The sequence below is a fragment of the Janthinobacterium foliorum genome, from assembly GCF_978021625.1.
The window spans coordinates 105,489-118,470 of the sequence record NZ_CDXDQE010000003.1 but is presented as its reverse complement, the minus strand read 5'-3'; the positions used below and the strand labels follow the sequence as shown (position 1 = coordinate 118,470).

Annotated in this window: 12 protein-coding genes; 2 read left to right on the top strand and 10 right to left on the bottom strand. The window is 63.4% G+C overall.

Annotated elements, in window-relative coordinates; genetic code table 11:
- Positions 1-10: 10 nt before the first annotated feature.
- Positions 11-1,393: a short-chain fatty acyl-CoA regulator family protein gene (locus ACZ92H_RS07995; RefSeq protein ID WP_131373332.1), complete on the top strand. Its 1,383-nt coding sequence runs from the start codon at positions 11-13 to the stop codon at positions 1,391-1,393.
- Here ACZ92H_RS07995 and ACZ92H_RS07990 read toward each other — a convergent pair.
- From ACZ92H_RS07990 to ACZ92H_RS07960, 7 genes are read right to left on the bottom strand one after another with little or no spacing between them, the layout of a single operon-like run.
- Entirely contained in the window at positions 1,390-2,466 is a 1,077-nt protein-coding gene (locus ACZ92H_RS07990) for an adenosine deaminase family protein (protein WP_131373331.1), read from the bottom strand. The two genes, ACZ92H_RS07995 and ACZ92H_RS07990, sit on opposite strands and share 4 nt — an antisense overlap.
- 35 nt (positions 2,467-2,501) lie before the next feature.
- Positions 2,502-3,446, bottom strand: a complete 945-nt coding sequence (locus ACZ92H_RS07985) for a nucleoside hydrolase (protein ID WP_465048919.1) — start codon at positions 3,444-3,446, stop codon at positions 2,502-2,504.
- 29 nt (positions 3,447-3,475) lie between these two features.
- The gene (locus ACZ92H_RS07980; protein WP_131373330.1) at positions 3,476-4,507 is read right to left on the bottom strand and encodes an ABC transporter ATP-binding protein; all 1,032 of its coding nucleotides are present in this window, start codon (positions 4,505-4,507) and stop codon (positions 3,476-3,478) included.
- 13 nt (positions 4,508-4,520) lie between these two features.
- On the bottom strand, positions 4,521-5,300 hold the full coding sequence (locus ACZ92H_RS07975) for an ABC transporter permease (protein WP_131373329.1): 780 nt from the start codon (positions 5,298-5,300) through the stop codon (positions 4,521-4,523).
- Positions 5,297-6,136, bottom strand: coding sequence for an ABC transporter permease (locus tag ACZ92H_RS07970; protein ID WP_465048918.1), 840 nt, complete (start codon positions 6,134-6,136; stop codon positions 5,297-5,299). Before ACZ92H_RS07970 ends, ACZ92H_RS07975 begins: the two co-directional genes overlap by 4 nt.
- A 21-nt stretch (positions 6,137-6,157) precedes the next feature.
- Positions 6,158-7,180 carry an ABC transporter substrate-binding protein gene (locus ACZ92H_RS07965; protein ID WP_465048917.1) on the bottom strand — a complete coding sequence of 341 codons (1,023 nt, stop codon included), beginning with the start codon at positions 7,178-7,180 and terminating at the stop codon, positions 6,158-6,160.
- Positions 7,181-7,238: 58 nt separating this feature from the next.
- The gene (locus ACZ92H_RS07960; RefSeq protein ID WP_131373326.1) at positions 7,239-8,342 is read right to left on the bottom strand and encodes a porin; all 1,104 of its coding nucleotides are present in this window, start codon (positions 8,340-8,342) and stop codon (positions 7,239-7,241) included.
- 240 nt (positions 8,343-8,582) lie between these two features.
- On the opposite strand from ACZ92H_RS07960, the gene ACZ92H_RS07955 reads away from it, so the two are divergent.
- Entirely contained in the window at positions 8,583-9,500 is a 918-nt protein-coding gene (locus tag ACZ92H_RS07955) for a LysR family transcriptional regulator (RefSeq protein WP_131373325.1), read from the top strand.
- An 87-nt stretch (positions 9,501-9,587) separates the two neighbouring features.
- On the opposite strand, the gene rsmA is transcribed toward ACZ92H_RS07955, so the two are convergent.
- The 3 genes from rsmA to ACZ92H_RS07940 form a co-directional block, all read right to left on the bottom strand.
- Positions 9,588-10,367: a 16S rRNA (adenine(1518)-N(6)/adenine(1519)-N(6))-dimethyltransferase RsmA gene (gene rsmA, locus ACZ92H_RS07950; RefSeq protein WP_131373324.1), complete on the bottom strand. Its 780-nt coding sequence runs from the start codon at positions 10,365-10,367 to the stop codon at positions 9,588-9,590.
- Between the two features lie 92 nt (positions 10,368-10,459).
- Entirely contained in the window at positions 10,460-11,515 is a 1,056-nt protein-coding gene (gene pdxA, locus ACZ92H_RS07945) for a 4-hydroxythreonine-4-phosphate dehydrogenase PdxA (protein WP_465048916.1), read from the bottom strand.
- 19 nt (positions 11,516-11,534) lie between these two features.
- Positions 11,535-12,953, bottom strand: a complete 1,419-nt coding sequence (locus ACZ92H_RS07940) for a peptidylprolyl isomerase (protein ID WP_465048915.1) — start codon at positions 12,951-12,953, stop codon at positions 11,535-11,537.
- Positions 12,954-12,982: the final 29 nt, after the last annotated feature.

The following is a 12,982-nucleotide window of genomic DNA, read 5'->3' as shown; positions in this document are numbered from 1 at the left end:
GGGAGCCGCGATGGCGAAGGTTTTCATGGGCGTGCGCCTGCAGCGCCTGCGCGAGGAACGGCGCATGACGCAGGTGGCGCTGGCCAAGTCCCTGGGCATTTCGCCCAGCTATCTGAACCAGATGGAACGCAACCAGCGCCCGCTGACGGTGCCGATCCTGCTGCGCATCGGCACGGTACTGGGCGTCGATCCGCAAATCTTTTCCGAACACGACAGCGCCAGCCTGGTGGCCGACGTGCGCGATGTGTTCGGCGAATTGCCCGACGCGCCGCCCACCTCGATGGCGGAATTGAAGATGCTGGTGGAAAACATGCCGGAACTGGCGCGCTCGATCTTGCTCTTGCAGCGGCGCTACCGCGTGATGGCGGAACGGGCCGACACCCTGGCCGCGCGCCTCGACGATGGCAGCCGCGGCGCCAGCTCGGCGGCGCCGTCCACGGACGAGGAAGTGCGCGAATACCTGAACCGGCGGCAAAATTACATCGATGAGCTGGATCGGGCCGCGGAAAGCGTGGCGGGTGAACTCGATCCGTCCCTGCGCACGCTCGACGCGCTGCAAGGCCGCCTGCTGGCGCGCCACGGCATCGAGGTGCGCTTGTCCGATGGCGATGCGGGCATGGTGCGCAAGCACCGCTACGATGCGCAACAGCACATATTGTGGCTGCCCGACACGCTGACGGGCGGCCAGCGCGCCTTCCAGATGGCGGCGCAAATCAGCCTGCTGGAACACAGCGAGCTGATCGACGCTTTGGTGCTGGCGGCGGGCTTCTCGGGCGCCGCCGCGCAAACCAGCGCGCGCCTGGCCTTTTCCAATTATTTCGCCGGCGCCCTGCTGATGCCGTATCAGCGCTTTTTGCAGGCGGCGGAAAGCCGCGCCTACGACATCGAGCGCCTGGCGCACCAGTTCGGCGTGGGCTTCGAAGCCGTATGCCACCGCCTGAGCACCATGCAGCGTCCCGATGCGGCGGGCTTGCCCTTCTTCTTCGTGCGCGTCGACCGCGCGGGCAATGTCTCGAAGCGCCAGTCGGCCACGGACTTCCATTTTTCAAGGGTGGGCGGCACGTGCCCGCTGTGGATCGTCTACGACGCCTTCAGCCATCCGGGGCAAGTGCTGACGCAAGTGGCCAGCATGCCGGACGGCTGCACGTATCTGTGGATCGCGCGCCAGGTCAGCACGGCGTCGCCCGGTTTCAGGGCGCCCGGCAAGACCTTTGCCGTGGCGCTGGGCTGCGACATCTCGCAGGCGCACCGGCTGATCTATTCGAAGGGACTCGATCTGCACGATCCGTCCAGCGCCACGCCGATCGGCACGGGCTGCAAGGTGTGCGAGCGGCAAAGCTGTCCGCAGCGGGCCTTTCCGTCGCTGTTGCTGCCGCCCCCCGTGTCGGCTTAGGAAGCGTCGACGACCCTTGCGCGCAGCGCGTCGAATTCGCGCGTAAATTCCGCGCGCCAGTCGCGCCGCGTGGACTCGTCGATCCAGGCCGCGTCCAGGCCATTCAACATGAAGCCGCGCATGTCGTCCAGGCCGAAGCCGAACTCGCGCATCATCATCCAGGCGCCGGTGGGCGTGACATGGTGCAGGGTCGGATCGTCCGTGTTCGGATGCAGTTTCAGGCCCAGCTTGGCCATGGCGCGGATCGGGTGATCGAGGGCCCAGCGCTCGGGCGCCAGGGTGCGCAGGTAATACGAATTGGTCGGCACCACGGTAAATACCAGGCCCCGCTCCACGCAGCGCTGCGCCAGCGCGGGATTGTCGACGATGGTGTAGCCGTGGTCCACGCGGTCCACCTGCAATTGCTCGATGGCCGTCTCCACGTTCATCCACGGCATGCCGAATTCACCCGCATGCGCCGTGCACTTGAAGCCGGCGGCGCGGGCGGCGCGGTAGGCCTCGATGAACAGCTCGGGAGGACGGTCGTTTTCGCGGTAATCGATGCCGATACCGATGACTTCGGGCGCGCGGTGCGCCTTCATCCACTCCACCATCTGCACGGCTTCGGCGGGACTCGCTTCGCGGTCGATGCTGGGAATCAAACGGCCGATCACGCCAAAATCGCGCTGCGCGTCGCGGATGGCCGCGACGATGGCGTCTTGCGCCGAGTCATAGCGGATGCCCGACACGCGCACCGTGCCGGTGGGGTTCCAGAAGAACTCCGCATAGCGCACGCCGTGGCCATGCGCGTCTTCCAGGTACTCATACGCCAGGCAATACAGGTCCGTGGGCGAGACGATCAGCTGCGCGTCGAGCGCGCGCAGCACGCGCAGCACGCCGACGGGCTTGTCGCCGCGCGTGTAGAACGCATCGATTTCCTCGGGGGTGACGACATTGCCCGTCTTCGCGGCCAGTGCACGGAAAGTGGCCTGTCGCACCGTGCCGAACAGGTGGCAATGCAGCTCCACCTTGGGCATGGCGCGTAAAAACTGTTCAATCGTCAGGGCAGGCACGGTGTCGGCAGGGTTACTCATGAAGCTCGCTTCGCTAGTGGATAAAGACTACAAAATCACGTCAGGACGGCCGTCAGGCGGCGCATCAGCAACTCAATGGCGGCAGGGCCATCGGCCAGCATCGCCACCTGCGTGTTGATGGGGGCGCGACGCGGCACGCGGAACTCGCACACCGTCATGCCGCGCGTCAGTTCGCCCGTCAGTTCGATGGCCACGTGGGCGCTCTGGAACTGGAACAGCTGCGGCGCTTCCAGGTACAGGGCCACCACCGGGTCGTACATGGGCATGGGCACGGAGCCGTCGGCACTGCGGATGCGCACGTAGGCTTCCAGGTAGCCGGCCAGGCGCTGCGCGCGCGGCGTGCCGATGGCGCGCAGCTGCTGCACTTCCGCATTCGTCACCAGCAGCTGGCGGCACAGGTTCAGGCCGAACATGCGCAGCGGGATGCCGGCCTGGAAAACTTGGGCGGCCGCTTCCGGGTCGGCATAGATATTGAATTCCGCCGCCGCCGTGTGGTTGCCCTGGTCGGTGGAGCCGCCCATCAGGATGATCTCGACGATTTTTTCCGCGATGTCCGGCGCGCGGGCCAGCGCCGTCGCCAGGTTCGTCATCGGTGCGATCGCCATGATGGTGATCTGGCCAGGATGGGCGCGCACGGCGGCGATCAGCGCGTCGACGGCGTGGCCGGCGGCATCCGTGGCGGCGCCGGGGGGCAAAATTTCTCCCGTCGTCGGCATGCCGCTGTCGCCGAGGATGCGCTGCGCCGTCTCGATGACGCCGGCCAGCGGCTCCTCGCAGCCGCGGTAGATCGGCACCGACAAGCCATCATGGGCCTTGATGCGCAAGGCATTGTCGTAGGTGATGTCGACGGGCGCATTGCCCGCCACCACGCTCACGCCCAGCCACTCGATATCGGGATTGCTGCCCAACAGCAGCATCGTCAGCCAGTCGTCGAAACCGGGGTCGGTATCGAGCCAGATCTTTTGCAAGGGTTTTTCCATGATGGTTTCCAGTCCAGGTCAGGCAGCCATTAAGCGGTCAAACACAGGGCGCTGTCGGCCGGCAGCACGAACGAGACGGCCGTGCCTTCGCGCCAGGTGGCGCCGCCCGCCGCGCAGATGCCCTTGACCTGGCCCAGCGGCGTTTGCAGCAGGTATTCGACGGTGTCGCCCAGGAAGCCCCGCGCCAGCACGGTGCCCGGATACTGGGCGGCCGCATCGTCGGCGGCGCAGACGCGCACCTTGTCCGGACGCCAGCCCAGCACCGTCGTGCCGGCGCTGACCGGCGCCGTGTACGGCAGGCTGGCGCCCGCGTGATGCAAGGCGCCGTCGCGGTAGTCGAACAGGTTTTCAAAGCCCATGAAGTTGGCGACGAAGCGCGTCGACGGCGTGTTGAAGACGGCTTCCGGCGCCGCCAGTTGCTCGATGCGCCCGCCGTTCATGACGACGATGCGGTCGGACAGGGCCAGCGCCTCTTCCTGGTCGTGCGTCACGTACAGCATGGTGATGCCCAGCTCGCGCTGGATGCGGCGCAGTTCGGCGCGCATCTGCACGCGCAGCTTGGCGTCCAGGTTCGACAGCGGCTCATCTAACAGCAGCAGGGCCGGTTCGACGACGATGGCGCGCGCCAGCGCCACGCGCTGCTGCTGGCCGCCGGACATCTGCGCCGGCAGGCGGGTCTCGAAGCCCGTCAGGCCGACGGCGGCGATCACGGCTTCCACTTTCGTTTTCAGCAGGGCCGGCGCGACCTTGCGCAGGCGCAGGCCAAAGGCGATGTTGTCGTACACGTTCAGGTGCGGGAACAGCGCGTACGACTGGAAGACCATGCCGATATTGCGTTTATTTGGCGCCAGCTTGCCGATTTCGCGGCCATCGAGCACGATGCGGCCCGACTGCAGCGGCATCAGGCCGGCGATGGCGCGCATGGTGGTGGTCTTGCCGCAGCCGCTGGGGCCCAGCAGCGAGATCAGTTCGCCCTGCTCGACGTGCAGGTCCAGGTCCTTCACGGACGTCGTGTTCTTGGCGTAGCCGAGGTTCAGCTTGTGCAGTTCCAGATAACTCATGGTGTGTTGCCTCTTACATGTATTTAGAAATGCCCAGCACCTTCTCGGTCACCATCACGAACGCCATGGTGAACAAGACCAGCAAGGTCGACAGGGCAGCGATCGACGGGTCGAAGCTGTTTTCCATATGGCCCAGCATCTCGATCGGCAAGGTGCTGATGCCGGGGCCCGTCAGGAACAGCGACACGGGCACCTGGTTGAACGAGGTGACGAAAGCGAGGAAGAAGGCGGCGATCACGGCGTTGCGGATATTCGGCAGCACGATCATGAAGAAGGCGCGCAGGCGCGACGCGCCCAGGGTGATGGCGGCATCCTCGATATCCACGCGCAAATTCACCAGGCTGGCGTACACCACGCGCACCGAATACGGAATCAGCAGCGCGATGTGGCCGATCAGCAGGCCCACGTAGACGGGCGCGTTGATGGTCAGCACCAGGTGGTGCAGCAAGCCCAGGCCCACCAGGATGGCGGGAATGATCAGCGGGGACGTCAGCACCTGGCGGATGGCGCCGATGCCCGGCGGCGGCATGCGCGAAAACGCGTAGGCCACGGGGATGCCCAGGGCCAGCGCGATGACGGTGGCGATCAGGCCGATTTCCAGGCTGGTCTGGAAGGCGCGGCGGAACTCGGGCGCCGACCACACTTCGATGATCCAGCGCAGCGAGTACGACTCGGGCGGGAAGGCCAGCGTTTCGCCGCCGGAAAAGCCCGCCAGCACGACGATGGCAAATGGCCCCAGCAGGAACAGGAACACCAGCCACAGGATGGCGCGCGAAAATAAGCTTTCTTTCATACGGAACTCCGGCTCGAGGAAATACGTTTAAGGCCGGCATTCACCAGCAGGGTCATGCAGACGAGGATGACGGCGATGACATTCGCGGCGCCGAAATCGCTCTCCACGCTGACCTTCTGGTACAGCAGGGTTTCCAGCATCAGCACCTTGGTGCCGCCCAGCAGGGCCGGCGTCACGTAGGCCGTCACGCAGCCCGTAAATACCAGCGTGCCGCCGACAACCAGGCCTTCCTGCGTCAGCGGCAGGGTGACCTTGCAGAAAACTTGCCATGGATTGGCGCCCAGGGTGGCGGCGGCCGGTTCCACGTCGCGCGGCAGGTTTTCCAGCGCGCCCGCCAGCGACATCAGCATCAATGGCAGCAGCAATTGCAGCAGGCCGACAAAGACGGCGAATTCGCTGAACAGCAGGCGCAGCGGCTCGTCCGTGAAGCCCATGTTGACCAGCGCCGCGTTGACGGCGCCGTTACGGCCCAGCAGCACGATCCAGGCGTAGGTACGCGCGATGGGCGAGACCATCAGCGGCAGGATCATCATGCCCACCACCAGGCCGCGCCACTTCGGCGACACGCGCGCCACGGCCTGCGCGGCCGGGTAGCCGAGGATGACGGACGCCAGGGTCACCAGCGCGGCGATGCGCAGGGTGCGCCAGAAGATGGTGCGGTTGAATTCCTGCGAGAAGAATTCGACGAAGCGGTCGACGCCCCATTGCATGCCGTCGCCGACGCGGAAGGCGTCGACCAGCAAGGCCAGCACGGGCAGCAGGAAGCAGACGACGATAAAGATCAGCGCAGGCAGGACCAGCAGCAGGCCCAGGCGCTTTTTTGGATCAGCAAACATGGTGTTCTCTCCTCGTCACCACTATTTGCTCATGGCCTTGTTCCACTGCGTCATCCAGTTGGTGCGTTGCTTGAGGATGGTTTCCGGTTTGACGAATTTCAGCGAATTGATCTGGTCGGCGCCATAGGTATTGAATTGGGCGGCCGCCACGGACAGGCGCACTTCCTTGTTGACGGGCGAGTCGACCAGGTTGGTCGCCAGCTGCGTCTGCACTTCCTTGGACAGCCAGAAATCCATCAGCTGGTACGCCAGGTCCGCGTTCTTCGAACCGGCGACGATGCCCATCACGTTCATGCCGGCCGCCTGGCCTTCGGCCGGGATGCTCCATTTCAGGGGCAGGCCCGTCTTGAGCATTTGCGACCACGTGAAGCGCGCCACGGGCGCGGCCCAGATTTCATCCTGGGCGAACAGGGCCGCCAGCTGGGCGCTGTTCTTCGAGAAGGTGACGACATTGCCCTTCATGCCGACGATCTTCGCAAAACCGGTGGCGTAATCGTCCGTCTTGCCGCCCCAGGCCGCGTCGGCCATGCGCAGCATCAGCGGGCCCTGCGTGGTGCTCACGTCAGGGAAGGCCACGCGACCCTTCAATTCAGGGCGCCACAGGTCTTTCCACGACGTCAGCGGGGCGATCTTGTCGCTGCGGTACACCAGACCCACCGAGTACAGGGTGTAGCCGACGGCGTAATTGCCGCCGACGGGGTTTTTCGCCACGTCGTACAGCTCCTTGTAATTGCTCAGCTTGGAGTAATCCATGGGCTGGATCACGCCCTTCTGCGCCGCTTCCAGCATGCCGGAATCGGACAGCAGCACCAGGTCGATCACCGGATTCTTGGCGTGCACCACCAGCTTGGCGATGCGGTCCGCGTTATTGCCCGTTTCCACCTTGATATCGCAACCGCATTTGGCCTTGAACGGCTCGTACACATACTTCATGAACAAGGGTTGGGCAATCGGGTAGGCCGAAATGACCAGCTCGCGTTTTTCCGCGTGGGCGGCGTTTGCCAGCAAGCCTAGGCTCAAAGCCAACATGAGGTGCTTTTTCAAGATGCTTCCTTTCAGGGGGCGGCGCTGCGGGACAGCGCCTGTAAAGATGAATCAGTCGTCAGAAATAATGTCGCATGCCAACAATCAAGACGCTTTGCGTCTTGCCGCCGGAGGCGCCAAAGCCGAACACGCGGGCGAAGGTCGCGTCGCCGGCCGCTTTCTGGTAGCTCCAGGTGACGGCGACGTCGGTGCGCTTGGACAGGAAGTAATCGGCCTGGAAGTTGACCTGATGCCATTTCGGCGTCTTGTTGACCACATCATATTTACCGGTGGTAAAGAAATACGATGCACCCAGGTTCAGCGCTTCCGTCAGCTTGTGGTTCATGTTCAGATCCACGTTCTGCAAGGTCAGATTGCTTTGATCCATGTAGTGGTAGCGCACGTTGGTGTACAGCGCGCCAAACTTGGTCCTGCCCACATTATAAAAGCCTCCCGTGCCGGCGATGGCCTGGCTGTTCACGCCGGCGCCGCTGACGGCGCTCTTGTTGAAGATCAGCAAGGAGCTGCCGTAGTCATTGCCGATGGCGCCATTCGGCGCGTCCGGGGCATTCGGGTGATCCATCTTGGTGTAGGCGACAGCCCAGCTGAAGGCATCGACTTTGTAGCCGGCACCCATGCTGTAGACGCGGTTGCGGTTGGAATCCTGCGGATTTTCGCTGAAGCCATACAGGCCCGTGAACGACAGGTTGCTGATGTTCGGGCTGACGTACTTGACGGCGTTTTGCACGCGCAAGTTGTTGTAGCCATTGTCGTTGTCGCCGATGTGCACGCCGTTACTGGCGATGACCACCGGACCCAGCAGATCCTTGACGGCCTCGTACTGGCGGCCCAGGGTCAGCGTGCCCTTGTCATTGCTGGACAGGCCCACGTACGACTGGCGGCCGAACAGGCGGCCGCTTTGCGCCGCCGTGCCCGTCATCACATTGAAGCCGTTTTCCAGCACGAAGAGCGCCTTGGTGCCGTTGCCCAGGTCTTCCTGGCCGCGGAAACCGATGCGCGGATTCTGATTCGTGCCGCTCAGCGCATGCGTGCGGCTGCCGTTGCCTTCATCCGAGACATAGCCGATACCGGCCGACAGCAAGCCATACACTTGCACGCTGCTTTGTGCCTGCGCAGCCCCCTGCGCCGCCAGCAAGCCACCCACTACCATCGTTCCAGTCATCCATTTGTTCATCGCCGCCGCCCTAAAAAAGAATAAACCCTGAGTTTTTTTGGAATTATTTTTGATTGCCTGTGCCCCTTGCATGCTGGCCGCCGCGTGTGCCGGCGCCGCCTGGCAAGCACTTCTCCGAAAATTGTTGCTTTCAAGACAAGTAAAGACCAGTCCAGAATATGGTAAATTGCGGGATAAGAAAATTTGTTTATTTTTATAAATCCATTACTTTTTCTAATAAGCAAACCCATGCATGAGTTGAGCAAGAAAATTTCCTTACGACATTTACAAGCGTTTTCCACCCTAGCCCGGGTAAACAGCTTCAGCAAGGCTGCACAGGAATTGTGCGTGACCCAGCCGGCCCTCAGCGCCTCGATCAAGCTGCTGGAAAATCAACTGGGGAAAAAGTTGTTTAACCGCACAACCCACCAGCTGGACCTGACGCGCGAAGGCAAGCTGGCGCTCGAATATGCGACCCATTTGCTCAATACGGCGAGCAATACGTTCGCCGATATCCAGCGCGCCATCGGCAGCGGCCGGCACCGCATCCGCATCGGCGCCATCCCGTCGGCCATGGCCATGACGGCGGCCGTGGTGGCGCGCTACAGCGAGCAGCATGGCGACGAAGTGGAAATCGTCCTGTCGGACATGCCCAACGATGGCTTGCTGCACGCCCTGCATTCGGGCCAGCTGGATTTTTGCGTGGGCATCGAAGTGCCCGGCTCCGTCTCGCTGGAAAGCGTCGGCCTGTTCGAAGATGAACTGGTGCTGGTGACGGCGGGACGCCATGCGCTGGCGCCGCTGAAGGAAGTGCGCTGGGAACAGCTGGCGGGCCAGGAGATCGTCGTGTTTACCAAGGGCAGCATCTGGGAGTTCGCCTCCAGCGCCCTGCGCCAGCATGGCTTGAGCCCGTCGAGCCTGTACCAGATGATCCACAGCGAATCGCTGTATGGCGTGGTGCGCGCCGGCATCGCCGTGGGCATCATGCCCAGCCTGTACACGACCTTCCTCAACGACGAAGAACTGCATGTGGCGCCCCTGCGCCAGCCCACCTGCAAGCGCAAGATCGCCTTGATGCGGCGCAATGAAATCAGCCGCAACCACCATGTCGACGACTGCTTTTCCGCACTACGGCAGGATCTGCAGCAGGTCGACCAGTGGTTTTGATGGTCACTACCGGGGTCAGCCCCCCCACTCGCGTCGACGCCTGTTCAGGCGCTGCGGGTGGAGAGGGTCTGACCCCAGCTCTGGCGATTACTGCGGCGCCTTCAGCAAGTTCGCCAGCGCCACGTATTGCTCCAGCCCCACGGTTTCCGGACGCAGGGTCGGGTCGATGCCGGCCGCCTTGATCTGCTCTTCCGTAAACATGCCGGCCAGGCAGTTGCGGATCACCTTGCGGCGCTGCGAGAAGGCCTTCATGACCACCGCTTCCAGAGTGGCCTGGTCGCAGGCCAGGCGCTGGGCCACGGGTATCATGCGCACGATGGCCGATTCCACCTTCGGCGGCGGATCGAAGGCCGTCGGCGGCACGATGAACAGCAGCGACATGTCATAGCGCCATTGCAGCATCACGGACAAACGACCATACGCCTTGCTGCCCGGTTCGGCCACCATGCGTTCGACGACTTCCTTTTGCAGCATGAAATGCTGGTCCTGCACCAGCGGCGCGAAGTCCGCCAGGTGGAACAGCAGGGGGCTGGAAATGTTGTACGGCAAGTTGCCCACGATGCGCAGCTTCTGGCCGGCCGGCACGGGAATTTGCGCGAAATCGAATTTCAGCGCGTCGCCCGAGTGGATCGTCAGCTTGGCCGGATTGAAAGTCTTTTCCAGGCGCACGATCAGGTCGCGGTCCAGCTCCACCACGTGCATCTGTTTCAGGTGGCGCAGCAGCTGCTCCGTCATGGCACCCAGGCCAGGGCCGATCTCGACCATGGCATCGTCAGGCTGGGGCGCGATGGCAGCCGTGATGTCGTCGAGGACGAAGCGGTCATGCAGGAAATTCTGGCCAAAGCGTTTGCGGGCAACGTGTTTCATAATGTGTTTTCTATCAATGCGGTAAAGCCGGCACGGGCCGGCGGAATCGGTTCAGCAAGCAGCGTCAGGTGATGGCTAACCCGACCTGCGCTCTATGCTCTGGTCGGGGTACTCGCGCGCAGCATGTCGAGCGCCGTTTGCAGGGCCTGCCGCATGCTGTGGTCGTCGGCCAGGCCCAGTCCCTGCGAGGCCAGGTCCAGCGCCGTGCCGTGGTCGACCGAGGTGCGGATCAGCGGCAAGCCCAGGGTGATATTGATGCCGCGTCCGAAGGTGGCATATTTCAGCACGGGCAAGCCCTGGTCGTGGTACATGGCCAGCACGCAGTCGGCATCCACCAGGTACTTGTGCTGGAACAGGGTGTCGGCAGGATACGGTCCGCGCGCATCGATGCCGCGCGCTTGCGCCGCGGCAATGGCCGGGGCGATGATATCGATTTCCTCGCGCCCAAGATACCCGCCCTCGCCCGCGTGCGGGTTCAGGCCGGTGACCAGGATGCGCGGCGCGGCGATGCCGAATTTCTGTTGCAGGTCGCGCTGGAGAATATCCAGGGTGACGGCCAGGCTGTCCATGGTGATGGCGGCCGGCACATCCTTCAACGGCAGATGCGTGGTGGCCAGCGCCACGCGCAGCGTCGGTTCGCCATGGCCCGGTTCACCGGCCAGCATCATGACCACTTGCGGCGTGCCGGTTTTTTCCGCCAGGTATTCCGTGTGGCCGGAAAAGGCCACGCCCGCGTCATTGATCGTGCTCTTTTGCAAAGGCGCCGTGACCATGGCGCCAAACCAGCCCGCCTGGACACCTTCTACGGCCGCGTCCAGGGTAGCAAGCACGGCACGCCCATTTTCCTTGTCGAGCACGCCCGGGATGACGTTGTTTACAGTGGGAATGTCGATCACTGCCAGACGGCCGGACCCGAACTGCGGCAAGCCGCTGTTGCGCACGGCTTGCAGGGACAGCGCCGCCAGGCGGATCTCCGGGTCGATCAGGCTGGCCGTCAGCGCCAGGAAGGCGGCGTCGCCCAGCAGGATGCAGTTGACCTCGTTGCGCATGGCCCAGGCGGCGCGGATGGAGATTTCCGGGCCGACACCGGCCGGCTCGCCACAGGTGATGGCGATGGCGGGGCGGCGTGGTGCGGGTAAATTACTCATGCGCAAACAGTCAACCGCATTACTGGTCGTCCGGACGGAATTCGACGTAGGCGCGGTCGCGCACTTCGCGCGCCCAGTTTTCCGTCGCTTCTTCCAGCTTGCGCTCGCGCAAGGCATTGCGCGCGGCGCTGCGCTGCTTCTCTTTCGAGACGTCGTCGCTCTTGCGTTCCAGCACTTCAATCAGGTGGAAACCAAAGCTCGACTCGATCGGCTCGCTCACTTCGCCCGGTTTCAATGCATTCATCGCCGTTTCGAATTCCGGCACGGTGTCGCCTGGATACAGCCAGCCCAGGTCGCCGCCCTTGGCGGCCGATCCATCATTCGAGAACAGGCGGGCCAGGTCTTCGAACTTGGCTGCCTTGTTGTCGAGGCGCTCTTTCAATTCCAGCAGTTTACGCTTGGCTTCGGCGGCCGACAGGGTCGGCGTCACTTTCAGCAGGATGTGGCGGGCATGCGTCTGCTGCACGGCGGCGACGGCTTGCGCCTCGGCGGCGCTGCGGCGGTCCACCAGCTTCAGGATATGGAAGCCCGTGTTGCTCTTGATGATGGGCGTGATCTGGCCCGGTTTCAATTTCAGCAATTGTTCCGTGAACAGGGGCGGCAGGCGGTCGCTATTGCGCCAGCCGATATCGCCGCCGCTCAGCGCATCGCTGGCGTCGGAATAGGTGGCGGCCATCTTGGCGAAATCGGCGCCCGTGCGCAGCTGGCGGCTGACTTCTTCGGCACGCGCGCGGCGCGCGGCGATCTGTTCCGGGCTGGAGTTTTCCGGGATGCGCACGAGAATTTGCGCCAGGTTCAGTTCGACCTGCTCGCTGGCGGCGGCTTTTTCCGCTTCCAGGAAATTGTCCACTTCGGAGTCGGAGATCTGGATCTTGGCATCGACTTCGTGCTCGCGCAGGCGCTGCATGATGATTTCATCACGAATTTGTTCGCGGAAAGTCGCAAACGGCGTGCCTTCCTTTTCCATCTCGTTGCGCAAGTCCTGTACCGTCATTTTTTGCTGTTCAGCAATACGGCCAATCGCGCGGTCCAAGGTCAGGTCATCGACGCGCACGCCCATTTCCTTGGCCAGCTGCATTTGCGCGCGCTCGACAATCATCCGTTCCAGCAACTGGCGACGCAGGTCGGCAGGATCGGGCATGGGAATGTTCTGCGCCTTCATGCGCTGTTCCACGCTCTTGATGCGGGCAGCTACTTCATTACGCGTGATCACATCGTCATTGACGACGACGGCGATGGCATCGATGGTCTGGCCGCTGCTCGATGCTGGCGGCGTGAAACCCTTGACTGGGGCAGCGGCGGCAGGTTTCGCGGCGGCCGGCGCGGCAGCAGCCGGCGTGGCGGCTGGCGCTGGCGCAGCCTGTTGCGCCCAGACACTACTGGTCGTGGCGCCGGAGATGGCGCACAACAAGACCGTGGCAATTTTGAGTTGGTGCATACTGGCATTACGCATAATGTGTAGAGCGC

Coding starts and splice junctions, on each gene's coding strand:
- ACZ92H_RS07995 (WP_131373332.1), top strand. CDS start 11: ATGGCGAAGGTTTTCATGGGCGTGCGCCTGCAGCGCCTGCGCGAGGAA.
- ACZ92H_RS07990 (WP_131373331.1), bottom strand. CDS start 2,466: ATGAGTAACCCTGCCGACACCGTGCCTGCCCTGACGATTGAACAGTTT.
- ACZ92H_RS07985 (WP_465048919.1), bottom strand. CDS start 3,446: ATGGAAAAACCCTTGCAAAAGATCTGGCTCGATACCGACCCCGGTTTC.
- ACZ92H_RS07980 (WP_131373330.1), bottom strand. CDS start 4,507: ATGAGTTATCTGGAACTGCACAAGCTGAACCTCGGCTACGCCAAGAAC.
- ACZ92H_RS07975 (WP_131373329.1), bottom strand. CDS start 5,300: ATGAAAGAAAGCTTATTTTCGCGCGCCATCCTGTGGCTGGTGTTCCTG.
- ACZ92H_RS07970 (WP_465048918.1), bottom strand. CDS start 6,136: ATGTTTGCTGATCCAAAAAAGCGCCTGGGCCTGCTGCTGGTCCTGCCT.
- ACZ92H_RS07960 (WP_131373326.1), bottom strand. CDS start 8,342: ATGACTGGAACGATGGTAGTGGGTGGCTTGCTGGCGGCGCAGGGGGCT.
- ACZ92H_RS07955 (WP_131373325.1), top strand. CDS start 8,583: ATGCATGAGTTGAGCAAGAAAATTTCCTTACGACATTTACAAGCGTTT.
- rsmA (WP_131373324.1), bottom strand. CDS start 10,367: ATGAAACACGTTGCCCGCAAACGCTTTGGCCAGAATTTCCTGCATGAC.
- pdxA (WP_465048916.1), bottom strand. CDS start 11,515: ATGAGTAATTTACCCGCACCACGCCGCCCCGCCATCGCCATCACCTGT.
- ACZ92H_RS07940 (WP_465048915.1), bottom strand. CDS start 12,953: ATGCACCAACTCAAAATTGCCACGGTCTTGTTGTGCGCCATCTCCGGC.